The 17,777-nt window shown below is 68.2% G+C and carries 18 protein-coding genes; 5 read left to right on the forward strand and 13 right to left on the reverse strand.

Annotated elements, in window-relative coordinates:
- Positions 1-101 precede the first annotated feature (101 nt).
- Genes EV644_RS08140 through EV644_RS08155 form a run of 4 tightly spaced genes read right to left on the reverse strand, consistent with a single transcriptional unit; the run spans position 102 to position 3,813 of the window.
- Positions 102-917: an IclR family transcriptional regulator gene (locus EV644_RS08140; protein ID WP_132187789.1), complete on the reverse strand. Its 816-nt coding sequence runs from the start codon at positions 915-917 to the stop codon at positions 102-104.
- Between the two features lie 59 nt (positions 918-976).
- Positions 977-1,723: an iron-sulfur cluster assembly protein gene (locus EV644_RS47480; RefSeq protein WP_132187788.1), complete on the reverse strand. Its 747-nt coding sequence runs from the start codon at positions 1,721-1,723 to the stop codon at positions 977-979.
- Positions 1,723-2,757 (reverse strand): amidohydrolase family protein, encoded by a 1,035-nt coding sequence (locus EV644_RS08150; protein WP_132187787.1) that lies wholly within the window; start codon positions 2,755-2,757, stop codon positions 1,723-1,725. The genes EV644_RS47480 and EV644_RS08150 overlap by 1 nt, the downstream gene beginning before the upstream one ends.
- A 27-nt stretch (positions 2,758-2,784) precedes the next feature.
- Entirely contained in the window at positions 2,785-3,813 is a 1,029-nt protein-coding gene (locus tag EV644_RS08155; protein WP_132187786.1) for an NAD(P)-dependent alcohol dehydrogenase, read from the reverse strand.
- Between the two features lie 119 nt (positions 3,814-3,932).
- Here EV644_RS08155 and EV644_RS08160 point away from each other — a divergent pair, with 119 nt between their 5' ends.
- On the forward strand, positions 3,933-5,153 hold the full coding sequence (locus EV644_RS08160; RefSeq protein ID WP_132187785.1) for a low temperature requirement protein A: 1,221 nt from the start codon (positions 3,933-3,935) through the stop codon (positions 5,151-5,153).
- 47 nt (positions 5,154-5,200) lie between these two features.
- On the opposite strand, the gene EV644_RS08165 is transcribed toward EV644_RS08160, so the two are convergent.
- The 6 genes from EV644_RS08165 to gcvT form a co-directional block, all read right to left on the reverse strand.
- Positions 5,201-6,268 carry an ABC transporter ATP-binding protein gene (locus tag EV644_RS08165; RefSeq protein WP_132187784.1) on the reverse strand — a complete coding sequence of 356 codons (1,068 nt, stop codon included), beginning with the start codon at positions 6,266-6,268 and terminating at the stop codon, positions 5,201-5,203.
- Positions 6,269-6,276: 8 nt separating this feature from the next.
- Positions 6,277-7,449 carry an ABC transporter ATP-binding protein gene (locus EV644_RS08170; protein WP_132187783.1) on the reverse strand — a complete coding sequence of 391 codons (1,173 nt, stop codon included), beginning with the start codon at positions 7,447-7,449 and terminating at the stop codon, positions 6,277-6,279.
- Positions 7,446-8,438, reverse strand: a complete 993-nt coding sequence (locus EV644_RS08175; protein WP_132187782.1) for an ABC transporter permease — start codon at positions 8,436-8,438, stop codon at positions 7,446-7,448. Before EV644_RS08175 ends, EV644_RS08170 begins: the two co-directional genes overlap by 4 nt.
- Positions 8,439-8,538: 100 nt before the next feature.
- Positions 8,539-10,296, reverse strand: a complete 1,758-nt coding sequence (locus EV644_RS08180; RefSeq protein WP_132187781.1) for an ABC transporter substrate-binding protein — start codon at positions 10,294-10,296, stop codon at positions 8,539-8,541.
- Between the two features lie 41 nt (positions 10,297-10,337).
- Positions 10,338-11,345: an ABC transporter permease gene (locus EV644_RS08185; RefSeq protein WP_132187780.1), complete on the reverse strand. Its 1,008-nt coding sequence runs from the start codon at positions 11,343-11,345 to the stop codon at positions 10,338-10,340.
- 532 nt (positions 11,346-11,877) lie between these two features.
- Positions 11,878-12,984 carry a glycine cleavage system aminomethyltransferase GcvT gene (gcvT, locus tag EV644_RS08190; RefSeq protein ID WP_132187779.1) on the reverse strand — a complete coding sequence of 369 codons (1,107 nt, stop codon included), beginning with the start codon at positions 12,982-12,984 and terminating at the stop codon, positions 11,878-11,880.
- A gap of 104 nt (positions 12,985-13,088) precedes the next feature.
- On the opposite strand from gcvT, the gene EV644_RS08195 reads away from it, so the two are divergent.
- Positions 13,089-14,582, forward strand: coding sequence for a leucyl aminopeptidase (locus EV644_RS08195; protein ID WP_132187778.1), 1,494 nt, complete (start codon positions 13,089-13,091; stop codon positions 14,580-14,582).
- A 31-nt stretch (positions 14,583-14,613) separates the two neighbouring features.
- Here EV644_RS08195 and EV644_RS08200 read toward each other — a convergent pair whose 3' ends face one another.
- Together EV644_RS08200 and EV644_RS08205 are read right to left on the reverse strand one after the other, a co-directional pair.
- Positions 14,614-14,946 carry a cupin domain-containing protein gene (locus tag EV644_RS08200; RefSeq protein WP_132187777.1) on the reverse strand — a complete coding sequence of 111 codons (333 nt, stop codon included), beginning with the start codon at positions 14,944-14,946 and terminating at the stop codon, positions 14,614-14,616.
- Positions 14,943-15,110 (reverse strand): DUF2848 family protein, encoded by a 168-nt coding sequence (locus tag EV644_RS08205; RefSeq protein WP_241997950.1) that lies wholly within the window; start codon positions 15,108-15,110, stop codon positions 14,943-14,945. The genes EV644_RS08200 and EV644_RS08205 overlap by 4 nt, the downstream gene beginning before the upstream one ends.
- Before the next feature lie 97 nt (positions 15,111-15,207).
- Between EV644_RS08205 and EV644_RS46140 the strand changes: the two genes are divergently transcribed.
- A complete protein-coding gene (locus EV644_RS46140; protein WP_241997948.1) occupies positions 15,208-15,477 on the forward strand; it encodes a carbon-nitrogen hydrolase family protein in 270 nt (89 codons plus the stop codon).
- On the forward strand, positions 15,450-15,854 hold the full coding sequence (locus EV644_RS46145; RefSeq protein ID WP_241998072.1) for a nitrilase-related carbon-nitrogen hydrolase: 405 nt from the start codon (positions 15,450-15,452) through the stop codon (positions 15,852-15,854). Before EV644_RS46140 ends, EV644_RS46145 begins: the two co-directional genes overlap by 28 nt.
- Before the next feature lie 28 nt (positions 15,855-15,882).
- Here EV644_RS46145 and EV644_RS08215 read toward each other — a convergent pair whose 3' ends face one another.
- On the reverse strand, positions 15,883-16,197 hold the full coding sequence (locus tag EV644_RS08215) for a hypothetical protein (RefSeq protein WP_132187776.1): 315 nt from the start codon (positions 16,195-16,197) through the stop codon (positions 15,883-15,885).
- Between the two features lie 132 nt (positions 16,198-16,329).
- Here EV644_RS08215 and lpdA point away from each other — a divergent pair, with 132 nt between their 5' ends.
- Positions 16,330-17,718: a dihydrolipoyl dehydrogenase gene (gene lpdA, locus EV644_RS08220; RefSeq protein ID WP_241997946.1), complete on the forward strand. Its 1,389-nt coding sequence runs from the start codon at positions 16,330-16,332 to the stop codon at positions 17,716-17,718.
- The last annotated feature ends 59 nt before the right edge of the window (positions 17,719-17,777 follow it).

Genomic DNA, 17,777 nt, shown 5'->3' on the forward strand with positions numbered 1-17,777 from the left:
GAACCCCCTGCATCGGCAGCAGCCCGCCGTACCAAACGACGGATCGCCACTCCCCGCCCGGAGTGGCGATCCGTTCCCGTCTGTACTGCGGTCGTGCGGTACTACAGCGAGTTGACCGCCCGGGTGGCCACCAGCGCACCCCGGCGTACGGCGCGCTCCAGGTCCCACCGGCGGGCGGCGAAATCGGCCGAGGGCAGGGAGATGGCCACCGACGCGAGCACGGCACCCGCGCTCGAGCGGACCGGCGCGGCCAGGCAGGACAGCCCGTCCTGGAACTCGCCGATCTCCAGCGCCACCCCGGAGCGCCGTACCTTGTCCAGGTGGGCCTCCAGCGCCGATCGGTCCGTCATGGTGTTCGCGGTGCACCGCCGGAGTCCGACCCGGTCGAGGTACGCGTCGCGCTCCTCGGGTGTCATCGCGGCCAGCATCACCTTGCCGAAGGCGGTCGCGTGCGTCGCCTCGTGGAAGCCGATGTCGAGCACCTGCACACGCGGCCGGCGTTCCGAGTCGACCACGTGCGCGACCACTACGTTCACCTCGCGGTAGACGGCGTAGTACGCGGCGGCGTCCGCCTCCAGGTGCAGCCGTCTGACCGCCGACGCGATGAGCGCCGGCACCTCCAGTTGCCGCTCGAGCCCCTGCTCCAGCAGCCGGACCCGATACCCGAGCCCGTACCGGTGGTCCTGCGCGAGGTGCACGAGGTATCCGGACTCGGTCAGCGTCGCCAGCAGGTGGTACGCCGACGGCAAGGCCAGGTCCAGGTGAGCGGCGATCTCCTTGGCCGTCACCCCGTCCCGGCTGGCCGCGACGAACTCCATTGCCCGCAGGGCCCGCGACACCGACTGCACCGTCCCGGACACGGGCGCGTTTGACCCGTTCACCGCTGTGGGGTCGAGGTTCGGCGCCGAGGTACTCATCCTGACAGCCTGCCCCGAAAGGAGAGCCGCCGCACCCCGACGCCGGGGCGTCCCCGCGGTCACCCGGCGATCACCTGGTCGACGCCGTCGGGGCGTGGCAGGCCGTAGCGGACGGAGAGGAGACCGCGACAGAGGCCCGAATTGCCCTCGATGCTGATCCGCGTCGTCTTCGCCAGCCGCAACTGCACCGGCAGGTCCAGCTGCCGGATCGGCGACCCGTCGTCCTGCAGCAGCAAGGCTGCAGACGGTCCCGAAGGCAACCCGAGCTCCGTACGCCGTCGCCGCAGCCGGTCGAGCTCGTCCCCGGGCAGCGCATCGGCGAGTGTCGCGTCCGCCAGGTCCGGCACCGACCACCCGTCCTTGAGCAGGCGAGCCGCCACCTGCTCCTGGCACGCGCGGTGGGCCTTGCGCTGGAACGTGATTCGGAGCTGCTCCAACTCTCCGTCCGCCAGGCCCGGGAACGAGCCGGCGAAACCACGTCCGCCCGCGACCCCGGCGTTGATCTCGTCCGACGCGAAGTGGTCGAGCAACCTGATCACCAGCGCCCGGGACCCCGCGCGCGCGGCGACCGCGTCGTACGCGTCGGCGACCATCAGGTAGGCGAAGTTCGGCGCGCAGAAGTACGTCGGCAGCCGGAGCTCGACGGTGACCACCTCGGCGTCCTCGGCCACGCCGGAGACGAAGCCGAGCTCGGTGACCGGCGCGTCCAGCTCGGGATCGCGGACCGTACCCAGCGCGGCCCAGATCCCGTCGTCGACTCCGGCCGGCCGGACGCCAGGCGTCCCGGCCGTCACCTCGGCCGTCATCAGGCCACCGACACCGGCTCGGAGCCGACCGCGGCCGTCTCGCCGGCGCTCTCCGGCACCCGCAGCTCGGCCGGTACGTCGATGCCGTACAGCTTGGCGGCGTTCAGCCCGAGGATCTTCTTCTTCGCGGTCACCGAGAGCTCCGGGTACTCGTCGAGGTCGGCCGGGTAGCCGAAGTCCACGAACCGCTCGATCAGCCACGCGGGTGTCCAGATCGCGTAGTCGCTGGCGAAGGTGATCCGGTCCTCCCCGATCCAGTAGAGCAGCTCACCGATGATCTGCGCGAAGTACTTCGGCCGGCTGTGGATGAACGGCATCGCGACGGCCAGGCCGCCGTACACGTTGGGCTCCTGGGTGGCGATCCAGCAGAAGTCCTCGAGCCGGGGCAGACCCACGTGCTCGACGATGAAGTTCAGCCCGGGGAACGCCGAGGCCACGTCGTCCACGTCGGCGACGTCGAACGCGTCCCGGTTCAGCGGGTAGATCGTCGGGCCCTTGTGGATGTGGATGTTCTTGATCCCGAGCTCTTCGCACCTCTCCAGGTAGCGGTACGACCAGGGGTCGGTGAGCTTCCACCCCTTGGAGTCGCCCTTCCACTCGGCCGTGTAGAGCTTCACGCCCTGCAGGTTCCAGCGCTCGGTGAGCTCGGTGAGCTTGTCCAGCCCGGCCTCGCCGTCGCGCGGGTCCCAGGCGCCGTTGACGATGAACTTGTCCGGATGCTTCTCGGCGATCTGGCCGTCCTGCTCGGTGGTGTTGAAGCCGTTCACGTAGAAGTCGGTGAGGTACGTCGGCTGGAAGATCGCCCGGTCGACGTACCCGTCGGTGAACAGGTCCTTGATGATCCGTTCCTCGGACTGCTTGTGGAACTCCTCCAGCGTCCACACCTTGTCCGCGGGCGACAGGTTGCGGTGGTAGTCGTAGAAGCAGTTGATGAAGCCCTCGCCGTACCGGTTCGCCTGGTTCGCCGGGGTCGCGTCCCAGGCGTGCACGTGGCTGTCGACGATGAAGTAGTCGTTCCCGTCCTTGCTGTACATGCTTGCTCCTTCAGTTCGTCGGACTGCTCAGCTAGTCAGGATGGCGCGACCGCCGGGGACCCGGCCGCCGTCCAGGTCGTCCAGCGCGGTGAGCGCGTCGTCCAGGGAGTACTGCTTGGTGGCCAGCCGGACCCGGCCCTGCGCGGCCAGCGTCATCAGGTCGACCAGGTCGTTGTAGGAGCCGACCAGGTTGCCGACCACGTTGATCTCGCGGGAGATGATGTCGATCGTCGGCACGTCGACCTTGCCGCCGTACCCGATCACGAAGTACGAGCCGGAGTTGCGGGTCATCGCGATGCCGTCGGCCTCGGTGCCGTGCTCGCCGACGAAGTCGAGCACCACCTGGGCGCCCTCGCCGCCGGTCTGGTCGAGCACCTGCTGGACCTGCTCGCCGTCGCTCAGGATCGTGTCGTGCGCGCCGAGCCTGCTGGCCTTCTCGAGTACTTCGGCGGCGCGGTCGACCACCGTGATCCGCGCGGGCGTCAGGGCGAGGAGGCACTGCAGGCCGATGTGGCCCAGTCCCCCGGCGCCGATCATCACCACGCGGTCACCCGGGTGCAGCAGCGGCGCCGCCTTGCGCACCGCGTGGTACGCCGTCAGTCCCGCGTCCGCGAGCGCCGCGACATCGGCAGGCGCGAGGCCGTCGTCCAGTTTCACCACGGAGCGGATCGACGTACGGAGGTACTCCGCCATCCCGCCGTCGCGGTTGATGCCGGGGAACTCCGAGTTCGTGCAGTGCACGTCGTCGCCGGCACGGCAGGCCCGGCAGAGTCCACACGTCACCAGCGGGTGGAGGATCACCTTGTCGCCAGGGCTCACCCCGGAGACCGCCTCGCCGACCTCGACGACGGTGCCGGCGTTCTCGTGGCCGATCACGTACGGCAACTCGACGCCGCTCTTCTCGGCCCACTGTCCTTCGATGATGTGCAGGTCGGTCCGGCAGACCCCGGCCGCGTCGACCTTGACTATGACGTCCAGCGGACCGTCCAGTTTGGGGTCCGGAATCTCGTCGAGGCTGGGGGGTTCGCCGTACTGATGGACTCGGACAGCTTTCATCTCGGGACACTTCCCTCCGGTCTTGGGGATCGGTGGGTCCGATGGTGTCGGTGCTCCCGGTGTGGCGAAAGGGGCGTTATCGCCTTCCGATAACCGCCTGATCGGACACAATGAGCCGCATGGCGAAACGCAGGACACCGATCCGGGTGCAGGCCACCTCGGAGAACCAGACGGTCACCACGCTGGAGCTGTTCTTCGATCTGGTCTTCGTCTTCGCGCTGACCCAGGTCACCGCGCTGATGGCCGACGAGCTGAGCTGGCACGGGGTGATCCGCGGCGTGCTGCTGATCGGGCTGCTCTGGTGGAGCTGGGTCGGCTTCTCCTGGCTGTGCAACCTGGTGAAGGCCGACGAGGGCTCGATCCGGGCGGTGATGCTGGCCGCGATGGCGGCGATGTTCCTGATCGCGCTCGCCATCCCGGAGGCGTTCCACGACCTGCCGGGCGGCCTGCAGGGCCCGGTGGTGATCGCGGTGGCGTATTTCGCCTTCCGGGCGCTGCACGTGGTGATGTTCTGGCTGATCGCCGGCGGCGACAAGGTACTGCGCCGCACGGTGGCCAGGTTCGCCCCCGCGATGCTGGCCGGTACCGCGCTGCTACTCGTCGCCTCCCAGTTCGACGGCACGACCCAGACGCTCCTGTGGGCCGCGGCGCTGGCCGCCGACTACGGCGGCACCTACCTGATCGACGCCCGTGGGTGGCGGCTCCGCTCGCCGGCCCACTTCGCCGAGCGGCACGCTCTGATCCTGATCATCGCGCTGGGCGAGTCGATCGTGGCGATCGGCGTCGGCGTCACCGACCTGCCGATCTCCTGGCCGATCATCATCGCCTCGCTCCTCGGCCTGGCCGTCGCCTCGGCGCTGTGGTGGATCTACTTCGACGCGGCGGTGCACTACGGCGAGCAGGCCCTGGCCGCCGAACCGCTGGAGACCCGCCCGAAGCTCGCCCGCGACGCCTACACGTTCCTGCACTTCCCGATGGTGGCCGGCGTCATCCTGCTCGCCCTCGGCCTGAAGAAGGTGCTCGAGTACGTCGGCGACACCGAGCACCACCACCTCGACGACCCGCTGAAGGGCATCGGTCTCTTCGCCCTCTTCGGCGGGGTTGTGCTCTATCTCTTGGGCCACGTCGGCTTCAAGTGGCGGACCACGCACACCCTAGGCGTCAGCCGGCTGATCACCGCCGCTCTCGCGATCGTGGCCGCGCTCACCCTCTCGGACGTGCCGGCGCTCGGCCAACTCGCAGTACTGGCTGGTCTATTGGCGGCGCTGGTCGCCTACGAGTCCGTCCACTATGCCCGCCAGCGAGACGAGCTCCGCCACCGTCACGAGTCAGCCGAGTGACGAAGAAAGGCCCCCGCCGATGGCGGGGGCCTTTCTGTCGGAGTTGCTCAGGCCGTGGCGGCGGTCAGGTCGACCTTCGGCTCGGCGAAGTGGCAGGCAGCCGTGTGGCCGGGGCCTGACTGGGCCTGGGTCATCAGCGGCGGCTCCTGGGTGGCGCAGATGTCCTCGGCCTTCCAGCAGCGGGTCCGGAACCGGCAGCCGCTCGGCGGGTCGATCGGGGACGGCACGTCGCCGACCAGCCGGATCCGCTCCTTCGGCGGCACGCCGCGGATGGTGCCGAGGTCCGGTGCGGCCGACAGCAGCGCCTGGGTGTACGGGTGCTGCGGAGCGCTGTAGATCTGCTCGCGCGGGCCCTGCTCGACGATCTTGCCCAGGTACATCACAGCGACGTGGTCACAGAAGTGCCGGACCACGCCGAGGTCGTGCGCGATGAACACGAAGGCGATGCCCAGATCGCGGCGCAGGTCCTCCAGCAGGTTCATCACCTGGGCCTGGATGGACACGTCCAGCGCGGACACGGGCTCGTCGGCGATGATCACCTCGGGCTCCACCGCGAGCGCCCGGGCGATGCCGATGCGCTGGCGCTGACCGCCGGAGAACTCGTTCGGGTACCGGTTGTGGTGCTCGGGGTTGAGGCCGACCCGCTCCAGGAGTTCCTGGACCCGCGCGAGCTCCTGGCCCTTCTTCACCAGTTTGTGCACCCGCAACGGGGTGCTGATGATGTTGCTGACCGTCTGCCGCGGGTTCAGCGAGCTGTACGGGTCCTGGAAGACGATCTGCAGCTCTCGCCGGAACGGGCGCAGCTCCCTCTCCTTCAGCTGGGCGATGTCGGTGCCCTTGAAGATGATCTGGCCCGAGGTCGGGGTGAGCAGCCGGGTGATCATCCGGCCGGTCGTCGACTTGCCACAGCCGGACTCGCCGACCAGGCCGAGGCTGCCGCCGGGCTGCAGGTCGAAGCTGACCCCGTCGACGGCCTGGACGACCTTCCTGGTCCGGCCCAGTCCCGCGGCCTCCTTGATCGGGAAGTGCATCGTGAGGTCCCGGACCTGCAGCAGCGGGGTGGCGCTGTTGCTGCCGGCCGAGGCTGCGTCTGCGTTGCGCACTGTCTTGCTCATCTCTCTCCTCAGCCCAGTCTCGGCGCGACCTCGGCCTCGTAGATCGAGGCCTTGTCGTGCAGGTGGCAACGGGACGTGTGCGCGCCGGCACCGTCGACCGGAAGCAGCTCGGGCAGGTCGGTGGTGCAGCGTTCGCCCTTCACGCGGTCCGTGTACGGGCAGCGCGGGTTGAACGAACAGCCACTCGGCAGGTTCAGCAGCGACGGCGGCAGACCCTTGATCGGGCGGAGCTTCTCGCTCGCGGCCGAGACGGTCGGGATCGACTCGAGCAGACCCCAGGTGTAGGGCATCCGCGGCCTGGCCAGCACGTCCTCGGCGGTGCCGTACTCCACGCAGCGGCCGGCGTACATCACCAGCACGTCGTCGGCCATCTCGGCCACCACACCCAGGTCGTGGGTGATCAGCACGATGGCGGAGCCGAACTCCTTCTGCAGGTTGTTCAGCAGGTCCAGGATCTGCGCCTGGACGGTGACGTCCAGCGCGGTGGTCGGCTCGTCCGCGATCACCAGCTTCGGGTCGTTGACCAGACCCATCGCGATCATCGCGCGCTGCCGCATACCGCCGGAGAACTCGTGCGGGTACTGCTTGAACCGGCGGATCGGGTTCGGGATGCCGACCAGGTCGAGCATCTCCAGGGCGCGCTTCTTCGCGACGTCCTTGGACACCTTGTTGTGCACCCGGTACGCCTCGGAGATCTGGTTGCCCACCGTGTAGAGCGGGTGCAGCGACGACTGCGGGTCCTGGAAGACCATCGCGACCGCGTCGCCGCGGACCTTCATCAGCTCGTTCTCGGGCATCCCGACGATCTCGTCGCCGCCGAGCTGGATCGAGCCGCTGATCCTGGTCCGCTTCCGGTCGTGCAGGCCCATCACGGCCATGCTCGACACGGACTTGCCGGAACCGGACTCACCCACGATCGCCAGGGTGCGGCCGAGCGGTACGGCGTAGCTCAGGCCGTTGACAGCGCTGACCAGCCCGTCCGCGGTCGGGAACTGGACCGTGAGGTCCTGCACGACCAGGTACGGCGTCTCGCCACTGGGCGTGTACGCCGTGTCGCGGCGTTCCCGGGTGGCGATCGACGGGTTGCGCTTGGCGTCCGGCAGAGCTGGGCCGTCGCCGGGTACGGTGCCGACCATCGTGTCGGGGGTGTCCTTCCGTCCTTCGTTCTCCGGTGTCGTCATGCCAGCCTGACCCGCGGGTCGATGATGCTGTAGGCGATGTCCACCAGGAAGTTCATGACTACCAGGATGACCGAGGCGACGAGCACCGTGCCCATGATCACCGGTAGGTCGTAGCTGTTCAGGCTGTCGAGCACCAGGACGCCGAGGCCTGGCAGGTCGAAGATGCGCTCGGTGAAGATCGCGCCGGCCAGACTGCCGGCCACGTCGAGGCCGAAGATCGTGATGACCGGGATCAGGCCCGAGCGGAGCGCGTGCTTGTAGGTGACCACCCGGTCGGACAGGCCCTTGGCCCGCGCGGTCCGGATGAAGTCCTCGCTCAGCGTCTCCACCATCGAGCCGCGGGAGTACCGGGCGTACGAGGTGCAGCTGTAGATGCCGAGCACCAGCCAGGGTGTCAGCAACCCGAGGAACCACTGCCCCACGCTCTCGGACGGTGGCGTCCAGCCGCCGCGGGGCAGGATCGGGTAGAGGATGGTCAGGTAGAGCGCGATCATCAGCGCCACGATGTAGTACGGCACCGAACTGACCACCAGCGTGCTGGTCATCAGCGCGCGGTCGCCGAAGGTGCCTCTTCGTTTGGCCGCCATCGACCCGACGTAGACGCCGATGGTGAGCACGATGACCGCGTAGCCGGCGACCAGCGACACCGTCACCGGCAACCGGTCGGACAGCATCTCGGTGACCGGCCGGTCGTTCTTGAAGGAGAACCCGAGGCACGGCGCACTGCAGTGCTGCACCACGCCGGACGTCTCGAAGTCCCGGCCGACGAAGATTCCGGCGGTGTACTCCGCGAACTGCTGCACCTTGGGCCTGTCCAGGTGCAGATTCTCTTTGATCTCGTTGTACCGCTCCTGGGTGCAGTTGCGTTCCCCGCAGATCGCTCCGGCCGGGTCGGTCGGAGCGATGAAGAACAGCGCGAAGGTCGCGATCAGCGTGACCAGCACGACGCTGAGGGCGCTCACCAGACGTCGCGCCACGAAGTACAACACGGGCTATCTCCTCACCGATCGGGGTGGTGCCCGGACCAGGTCCGGGCACCACCCCACCGTCGGAACTACTGAATCAGATGTTCGTCACCCTGCTTGAAGATCAGGGCTGCTTCAGGTAGATCGAGGTGAACTCGGGCAGACCCTGGGTCATGTCGTTGACGGCGTGACCGATGTTCTTCCCGACCGGCGAGTTGGTACCGGTGTAGTACAGCGGGATGACCGGGAGGTACTTCTCCAGGATCATCTTGTCGACCTTCGACCACTCCTTGAGCTGCTCGTCCGGGGACAGAGCGGCCACGCGGTCGATCTCGGCGTCCAGCGCCTTGTCCTGCAGCTGACCGACGGAGTTGCCCAGCTCGATCGCGTCGGACTTGAACAGCACCGGGAACCAGGAGGTGCCGCTCGGCCAGTCGGAGCACCAGCCGGCCGGGGTCTTGCCGATGTTGACCGGAGCGTTCTGGTCACCGACGAAGGTGCGCAGCTTGGCCTTCGGAACACCGATGGCGCGAACCTTGAAGCCGGCCTTCTCGTAGACCTGCTTGCGCAGCTGGGTCACCTGGGTGGAGATCTTGTCGTCGATCGAGTAGTACCAGCTCAGCTCGAAGTTCGACTTGCCCAGCTTGGCCAGCTCCGACTTCACCTCGGCGGCGACGGCGTCGTCCTCGGCGCCCTTACCGGTTCCGTTCAGACCCGGGAGCTCGTACTTCTCGAAGCCCGGAACGGCCGGCGGCAGGATGGTGGAGGCAGGCGGCGAGTCCGACGGGTTCAGACCGGCAACCTTGCGCCACGAGTCGGTCGGGTGCGCCTTGGCGATCAGCTTGCGCACCTCGAGCGGGATCTTGCGCGCGTCCATCGTGTACATCTGCGTGCACGGGCCGGGGCCCTTGACGAGCTGGCTCTGGTCCTTGACCTCGGGCAGCAGCGAGACGTCCAGGTTGGAGTAGTTCAGCGCGTTCGCGTCCGGGCCGGAGCTGGCCAGCACCTGACGCTGTGCCTTGATGGTGTCCTGGGCGAACTTGAAGTCCCAGCCGTCCGGGTACTGGTAGCGCACCGGGTCGGTGTTCGGGTCCCAGTTCGGGTTCTTCGCCAGCTTGAGCTCGGTGCCCGGGGTGTACGACGTGACCTGGTACGGGCCGGTCGTCATCGGGTGCTGCTCATAGTTCTTCTTGGTGTCCTTCGCCTTCGGGATCGGCGTGAACATCGGGAAGGCCGCGTAGAACGGCAGGTCGTCGAACTTCTTGGCCAGGTGGATGACCAGGGTGCTGTCGTCCGGCGTCTCGACACCGGCGTAGTTGTCACCGCTGGCGTACGGGCCCTTGTACTTGTCACCGTCCTTGAAGAACTGGATCTGGTACGTCGGTCCCGCGTCGTACAGGTCGTGCGCGAAGGAGCGCTTGATCGCGTACGCGAAGTCGGCGGCCGTGACCGGCGAACCGTCCTGGTACTTGATGCCCTTCTTCAGCTTGAAGGTCCAGCTCAGACCGTCGGCCGACTTGGTGCCCAGGTCCTCGGCGAGGTCCGGGACCAGGGTCGGCTTGCCGGTCGCCGGGTCCAGCCTGTACTGGGTCAGGGCCCGGTAGATCAGCTTCCCGATCTGGTTGCCGTCGGTGTAGTAGATGTTCGTCGGGTCGAAGGTGTCGGGCGTGACGTCCGACAGCACCGTGACGGTGCCACCCTTCTTCGCGCCGTCGATCTCCTTGGCGGGTCCCTTGGCAGTGGCGTCGATCGCCTTGACCTGCGCCCCGCCCAGATCGCCTGAGCCACCGGCCTCGTTACCACTGTTCGAGGACGGGCTGCCGCAGGCCGCGACGGCCAGCATGACCCCCGCCGACACCGCGGTAATCCGTTTCCACTGCATGATGGAGTTTCTCCTTTTCTGCCGCACGGGCAATCGCCGACCTACCGGCGAGTCTTGGGGTCGAAGGCGTCTCGAATCGAGTCGCCGAGAAGGGCCAGCGCGAGCACCAGTGCGGTGATGCCGACCACGGGAAGCCACAGGTAGACCGGGTCCGCCTTGAACCAGTTCGTCGCGTTCGCGATCGTCTGACCCCAGGACGGAATCGGCTCCACCAGTCCGACACCGAGGAAGGACAGGCCTGCCTCTAATGTCACATACGCGGGCAAGGAAAGTGACGCTGAGATAACGATCGGGGCGACCAGGTTCGGCAGCAGCTCCTTGAACAGGACTTGCCGGGTCGGTACTCCGATCGCCTTGGCTGCCAGCACGAACTCGCGTTCGCGCAGCGACAGAACCTCACCGCGGATGATCCGGGCCAGGCCGGCCCAGCCGAAGAACGACAGCACGAAGATCAGTACGAAGAATCTCGTGGATGCCTGCTCCTCGGGCGTCAGGTTGAACGATCCGCCCCGCATCGACTCGACGATCGGGACCAGCGCGATCGCGAACAGCAGGTACGGAAGGCTGAGGACGAAGTCGATGATCCAGGAGATCACCCGGTCCACCCAGCCACCGAGGAAGCCGGCCAGCAGACCCATCACGACACCGACGATGGTGCCGAACACCGTCGCGGAGAAGGCCACGATCAGCGACGGGCGGGCGCCGTACACCCAACGGGCGAAGCTGTCGCGGCCGGTCTTCGGCTCGACGCTGAACCAGTGGTCGGCGGTGACGCCGATGGTCGGGAAGCCGTACTCGTCGACCAGGTCGGGATGGAAGGTGCTGTAGTCCTGGCCCTCGATCTTGCACAGCAGCGGTGCGAAGACCGCGACCAGGACGAAGAAGAGGACGATCACGATGCAGATGACGGCGAGCTTGTCCTTGCGCAGCCGGTCCGTCGCGATCCGCAGCGGGGACTTGCCATGGGCGACCGCGGCCGGGCGAACCGGCTCGGCGGACGCCGGGTGGTCCTGGACGCCCACAGTCGAGTCAGGTTGCCCAATAGTCATTCGCGCTCCGTCAGCTTCTGTCGGCCAGATTCCGGTTTCAGACCCGGCAACGGTCTGTAGATCGTGCCGAGTTTTTCCTTGCAGTGGGCTAGCGTCAAATTGCCTTGACGCCGCCGATCCGCCACAACCGCGGGCTAGCCTGCCTGACACTGTGACACCAAACCAGCGGTGTCCGGCAGCAGTGCACAAATCGTTACCGGAACAGGTACCGGACCGGAACATTTCCCCCCGCTGGTGACCGACTGCGATCAATCCTTCGCGAAATGCGGCGGCACAGCACCGACACTGGCCAGATTGTGCCAGATTGTCACCCGGAGTGAACATCGTCACGCGTCCGGTGACGAGTGACGAGAACCACTCGAACAACGCATTCCGGAATGGGTGAACGGCCTCGAAACGCGGTCTTTCCAGCAGGCATCGGGCAATCCGGGACTTCCGGATGCGCCGATGAATGGCCGTTCCGAACGCCGTCGGGCCGCTGCGAAGGTGACAAACACCCGCGCAACGGCCCGACAAGTAAGGGTGGTTCTGGTCAGCTCTCGCGGACGTGGACGGTGACGAACGGAGGCTTCACCACCTCGAACGCCTCCTGCCGGCCGCGGATGTCCACGGCGACCTGATCGCCTTCCTTGACGCCCGCGTTCAGCAGGGCGAGGGCGATGCCCTTCTTCAGCGTCGGCGAGAAGGTGCCGGAGGTGACCTCGCCCACCGCGGTACCGGCGGCGTCCACCACGTTCATGTGCGGCCGCGGGATGCCCCGGCCGACCGCGCGCAGGCCGCGGAGGATCCGGGCGGGGCCGGCCTCCTTCTCAGCGCGCAGGGCCTGGTCGCCCCAGAAGTGCTCCTTCTTCCAGCCGACGGCCCAGCCGGACCGGGCCTGCACCGGCGTGATCTCCGGGGAGATGTCCTGGCCGTGCAGCGGATAGCCCATCTCGGTCCGCAGGGTGTCGCGCGCTCCCAGGCCCGCGGGGACGATGCTGTACTGCTCTCCTGCCGCCAGCAGCGCGTCGAAGACCCCGACCGCCGCTTCGTTCGGAACCACCAACTCGTAGCCGCGCTCACCGGTGTACCCGGTGCGGCAGACGACGATCGGAGTACCGGCGAATTCGGCGACGGCGAAGGACATGTAGTCGTGGCCGGTCGGCAGGCCGATCGCGGCGACCACGTCGTCGCTGTTGGTGCCCTGGACTGCGAGGATCGCGTAGTCGTCATGGGTGTTGATCACCTCGACCCCGTCGGGAGCCTGCTCGGCGAGCCGGCGGACCACCTCGGCGGTGTTCGCCGCGTTCGGGATCAGGAACACGTCGTCGTCGGCATGCAGGTAGGCGATCAGGTCGTCGACCACTCCGCCGTCGTCCGCGCAGCACAACGTGTACTGCGCCTGGCCCGGCGCGATCTTGCCCAGATCGTTGGTCAGGCAGGAGTTCACGTACGCCGCGGCGCCGGGACCCTTGACGGTCGCCTTGCCCAGGTGGCTCACGTCGAACACGCCCACGGAGGTCCGTACCGCGGTGTGCTCGGCGACGACCCCGCTGTACTCCAGCGGCATCTCCCAGCCGCCGAACTCGGCGAACTTGGCGCCGAGGGCGACGTGCCGCTCGTGCAACGGGGACTTCTTCAAGGCAGGAGACTCGGTCATGCAGCGGAACTTACCGGAAGCGCCTCGGCGTAGCATGCGGAGGCAGCATTCACGTACCGTCACGACCGGCACCTGCCACCCGGTCAAGGAGGACTGAGGATTTCGTGAGCACCATCACCCTGAGCAAGTCCGATGCGTCCGGCGTCAAGACCGACGTCCTGGTCATCGGCGTGGTCAAGCTCGACGGCGGCGTAGCCCTGCCCGCCGGCACCGAGTCGCTGAACGCCGCGTACGGCGGGAAGCTGGTGGAGGTGCTGTCCGGACTCGGCGCCACCGGCAAGACCGGCGAGGTCACGAAGGTGCCCGGCCCGAAGCCCGGCAAGTCGGCCACGCTGATCGCCGTCGGCCTCGGCGCCGCGCCGGACGGCGCCCTGAAGACCGAGGACCTGCGCACGGCCGCCGGTGTCGGGGTCCGCGCCGCCAAGACCGGCCAGTCGGTTGCGTTCGCACTGCCGACCCCCGACGCCGAGTGCGTCCGGGCCGTCGCCGAGGGCGCGCTGATCGGCCGCTACACCTTCAACGCCTACAAGTCCGAGGCCAGCACCGAGGCGCCGGGCAACCTGACCGTGCTGACCGACCTGGCCCGTGCCAAGGAGGCCAAGGCCGCCCTGGAGCGCGCCGAGATCGTCGCGGACGCGGTCCACCAGGTGCGCGACTGGGTGAACACTCCCCCGTCGGACCTGCACCCGGCCGAGTTCGCCCTCCACGCCCAGAAGCTGGGCAAGGAGCACGGCGTCAAGGTCGAGGTGCTGGACGAGAAGGCACTCGCCAAGGGCGGGTACGGCGGCATCCTCGGCGTCGGCCAGGGATCCAACAACCCGCCGCGGCTGGTCCGGATCAGCTACACGCCGAAGAAGCCGGTGACGCATCTGGCCTTCGTCGGCAAGGGCATCACCTTCGACTCCGGCGGCCTGTCGCTGAAGACCGCCAGCGGCATGATCAGCATGAAGGCCGACATGGCCGGCGCCGCCGCCGTGGTCGCCGCCACCATCGCGATCGCCCGGCTCGGCCTGCCGGTGCAGGTGACCACCTACGCGGCGATGGCGGAGAACATGCCGTCCGGGTCCGCCGCCCGCCCGTCCGACGTACTGACCATGTACGGCGGCAAGACGGTCGAGGTGCTCAACACCGACGCCGAGGGCCGCCTGGTGCTGGGTGACGCCCTGGTCCGGGCGTCGGAGGACCAGCCCGACCTGATCGTCGACGTGGCCACCCTCACCGGCGCCTGCGTCGTTGCCCTGGGCACCAAGGTGGCCGGCGCGTTCGCGAACACAGACACCGCCCGGGACCGGGTGGTCGACGCCGCGATCGCCGCCGGTGAGCAGATGTGGCCGCTTCCGATCCCGGCGGAGATGCTCGACAAGCTGCGCTCGCACTCGAAGGTGGCCGACCTGGCCAACATCACCGGCGAGCCGTGGGGCGGCGCCCTGGCCGCGGCCGCCTTCCTCGGCGACTTCGTTGCTGAGGGCATCGATTGGGTCCACCTGGACGTGGCGGGGCCGGCCTTCAACGACGGCGGGCCTTCCGGCTACACCTCGGCCGGCGGCACGGGGTACTCCGTTCGCACCCTGGTCGAGCTGGCCGCCGCCGCCACCTGACCCTTCTTGCCGGCCCTTCTAGCTGATCCTTCTAGCTGGTCCGGTAACGGATCTCCAGCATCGTGCATCCCTCGCCGGTCCGGTACGGCCCATGCGGCATACCGGGCCGGCGAGCGGCATAATCCCCCTGGCTGAAGGTCTTGCCGAGGGCGAGGTCGGTCAGAGTTCCCTCGAGCAGGTAGACCTCCTCGAAGTACTCGTGCTGGATCACGCCTTCGCCTGAGCTCGTCCCGGGCGCCCACTTCGCGATCCTGGTCAGCGTCCCGTCCGCCGGGTCGCTGCTGAGCACCCGTTGGCTGATTCCTTGTCCGCCGTCGGTCCACGGGACGTCCGTCGCGGTGAAGAACTCGTGCTGCGACTTCATTCCCAGGCCGCCGCGAGCCGCTCGACGGAGTACAGGATCCGGCTGGTCAGGCCGCGCGGATCGGTGAGTTCCACCCGCCACGCATCGGCGTACTGGTCGACGCCCGCGATCATCGGGATCGTCCCGCTGAGCAATACAGTCCCCGGCCGCAGCAACGAGCCCACTTCCTTCCCCCCGTCGCGCGGAGGTATTGATAGGCACGGTCCCGGCCGGAGTCCCCACTCAATTGCATACTCGACGTATACAGCATTTGGAGGGTTCATGACATCTCTGCGAGTGGCCGCGGCGCAGATCCGCACCGGCGCGGATCCCGTAGCCAACCTAGCCATCGCCACCGACGCCGTACGCCGGGCCGCCGCGGGGGCTGAGCTCGTCGCGCTGCCCGAGGCCACGTTGGCCGCCTTCGGCACGGATCTCCGCGCCGTCGCGGAACCACTCGACGGGTCGAGGCCTCCTACCGAAAGTTCCACCTGTACGACGCCTTCGGGTCGCGCGAGTCCGACCTGGTTGCCCCTGGCAAGGAGCTGGTGACGTTCGAGGTTCGTGGAGTGACCGTGGGGCTTGCCACTTGCTACGACCTGCGATTCGCGGATCAGTCCACGGCACTCGGGCGTGCAGGAGCCCACCTGGTCGTCGTACCGGCTTCCTGGGGCGCAGGGCCTGGTAAAGAAGAACAGTGGGATCTGCTGACGCGAGCACGGGCCTCGGACGCACAGTCCTGGCTGTTGGCATGCGACCAGGCATGGACGCCGCCTATCGGCACTGACCCGCTGGGGATCGGCCGCAGCGCGCTGGTCGACCCGATTGGGCATGCGTGTGCACGGCTCGGCTCAGAGCCGGACCTCTTGCTGGGCGCCGTCGACGCCGAACTGCCTGGCACGATCCGGGCCCGCGTGCCGATCCTCTAGGGCGGCGGGCGCTGGTCGGGACTGAGGCTCAAATGAGGCCGTTCTTCTTGCGGGCGTTGTATTCACGCATGCGGGGCGGGTAACCGACCACGGCTGCGTCATACGACGGGATGCCGAGCTTGTTGGCGAAGGTGTGCGCCCACTCGACCGACGGCACCCGGCGACGGGTCCACTCACCGTCGATGGCGACCAGCAGCAGGGTGTAGTCAGTCACCGCCGTACGTGGCTCCACGAATCCCTCGACGCCCTGACGTGTCTGGGCGAACTCTCGCAGGTGCGCCTGGTCGGGAGTGTCCGACTTGCGCATCGTGCCCGGCTTCTGCCGGCGACCGAACCACTTCATGGGAGCCAGTGTCCACCATTCCGGCAAATCCAGCCCGGGAGCGACGCGGCGGCGCGGCGGTGACAAGATGACGCCGGGCCGGAACTCCGCGATCCGGGGCCGCCCGCCGACCTGATGCCCACGGAGGAACCTGTGACGAACACGGCAGACAGCAGCACGAACTACGACCTGGTGATCCTCGGCGGCGGTAGCGGTGGCTATGCCGCCGCGCTGCGGGCCGCGGGACTGGGGATGTCCGTGGCCCTGGTGGAGAAGGACAAGCTGGGCGGCACGTGCCTGCACCGCGGCTGTATCCCGACCAAGGCACTGCTGCACGCCGCCGAGGTGGCCGACTCGGCCCGCGAGGGCGAGCAGTTCGGGGTCCGGACGACGCTCGAGGGTGTCGACATGGGCGGCGTGAACAAGTACAAGGACGGCGTCGTCGACCGGCTGTTCAAGGGCCTGCAGGGCCAGATCAAGGCCCGCGGCATCACCATGATCGAGGGCGAGGGGCGGCTCACCTCCCCGACCACGGTCGAGGTCGCCGGTACGACGTACACGGGCAAGAACGTGATCATCGCGTCGGGCTCGTACTCGAAGTCCCTACCCGGCCTGGAGCTCGACGGCCGGCGGGTGATCGCCAGCGAGCACGCGCTGACGCTGGACCGGGTGCCCGAGTCCGCGGTGATCCTGGGCGGCGGCGTGATCGGCGTCGAGTTCGCCAGCGCGTGGACCTCGTTCGGCACCAAGGTGACCATCGTCGAGGCGCTCCCCCGGCTCGTGCCGTCCGAGGACGCCGACTGCAGCAAGTCGCTCGAGCGCGCGTTCCGCAAGCGCAAGATCGGCTTCAAGACCGGTACGCCGTTCGAGTCCGTCGAGCTGGTCGAGAACGGCGTCAAGGTGACCGTCGCCGGCGGCGAGGTGATCGAGGCCGAGGTGCTGCTGGTCGCGGTCGGCCGCGGCCCGAACACCGCCGGCCTGGGTTATGAAGAGGTCGGGGTCGCCCTCGACCGCGGCTTCGTCACTGTCGACGAGCACCTGCAGACCAGCGTCCCGGGCGTCTACGCGGTCGGCGACATCGTGCCCGGCCTGCAGCTCGCGCACCGCGGCTTCCAGCAGGGCATCTTCGTCGCCGAGCACATCGCCGGGCTGAACCCGGCCCTGATCGACGAGGCCGGCATCCCGCGGGTCACGTACTCCGAGCCCGAGGTCGCCTCCGTCGGACTCACCGAGGAGCAGGCGAGGGCGAAGTACGGCAACGTCGAGATCCTCAACTACAACCTCGGCGGCAACGGCAAGAGCCAGATCCTCAAGACCCAGGGCTTCGTGAAGCTCGTCCGCGCCAAGGACGGCGCCGTGGTCGGCCTGCACATGGTCGGCTCCCGGGTCGGCGAGCTGATCGGCGAGGCCCAGCTGATCTACAACTGGGAGGCCTTCCCCGCCGACGTCGCCCCGCTGGTGCACGCCCACCCGACCCAGAACGAGGCTCTCGGCGAGGCGCATCTGGCGCTGGCCGGAAAGCCCTTGCACTTCCACGACTGAGTTTGGTGCTGCTGTGACGGGCGTGTCCGCCGTGACCCGGCGGGCGCGCGTTCCGGCGG

Source organism: Kribbella orskensis, assembly GCF_004342085.1.
Lineage (GTDB): Bacteria > Actinomycetota > Actinomycetes > Propionibacteriales > Kribbellaceae > Kribbella > Kribbella orskensis.

Coding starts and splice junctions, on each gene's coding strand:
- EV644_RS08140 (WP_132187789.1), bottom strand. CDS start 917: ATGAGTACCTCGGCGCCGAACCTCGACCCCACAGCGGTGAACGGGTCA.
- EV644_RS47480 (WP_132187788.1), bottom strand. CDS start 1,723: ATGACGGCCGAGGTGACGGCCGGGACGCCTGGCGTCCGGCCGGCCGGA.
- EV644_RS08150 (WP_132187787.1), bottom strand. CDS start 2,757: ATGTACAGCAAGGACGGGAACGACTACTTCATCGTCGACAGCCACGTG.
- EV644_RS08155 (WP_132187786.1), bottom strand. CDS start 3,813: ATGAAAGCTGTCCGAGTCCATCAGTACGGCGAACCCCCCAGCCTCGAC.
- EV644_RS08160 (WP_132187785.1), top strand. CDS start 3,933: ATGGCGAAACGCAGGACACCGATCCGGGTGCAGGCCACCTCGGAGAAC.
- EV644_RS08165 (WP_132187784.1), bottom strand. CDS start 6,268: ATGAGCAAGACAGTGCGCAACGCAGACGCAGCCTCGGCCGGCAGCAAC.
- EV644_RS08170 (WP_132187783.1), bottom strand. CDS start 7,449: ATGACGACACCGGAGAACGAAGGACGGAAGGACACCCCCGACACGATG.
- EV644_RS08180 (WP_132187781.1), bottom strand. CDS start 10,296: ATGCAGTGGAAACGGATTACCGCGGTGTCGGCGGGGGTCATGCTGGCC.
- EV644_RS08185 (WP_132187780.1), bottom strand. CDS start 11,345: ATGACTATTGGGCAACCTGACTCGACTGTGGGCGTCCAGGACCACCCG.
- gcvT (WP_132187779.1), bottom strand. CDS start 12,984: ATGACCGAGTCTCCTGCCTTGAAGAAGTCCCCGTTGCACGAGCGGCAC.
- EV644_RS08200 (WP_132187777.1), bottom strand. CDS start 14,946: ATGAAGTCGCAGCACGAGTTCTTCACCGCGACGGACGTCCCGTGGACC.
- EV644_RS46140 (WP_241997948.1), top strand. CDS start 15,208: ATGACATCTCTGCGAGTGGCCGCGGCGCAGATCCGCACCGGCGCGGAT.
- EV644_RS08215 (WP_132187776.1), bottom strand. CDS start 16,197: ATGAAGTGGTTCGGTCGCCGGCAGAAGCCGGGCACGATGCGCAAGTCG.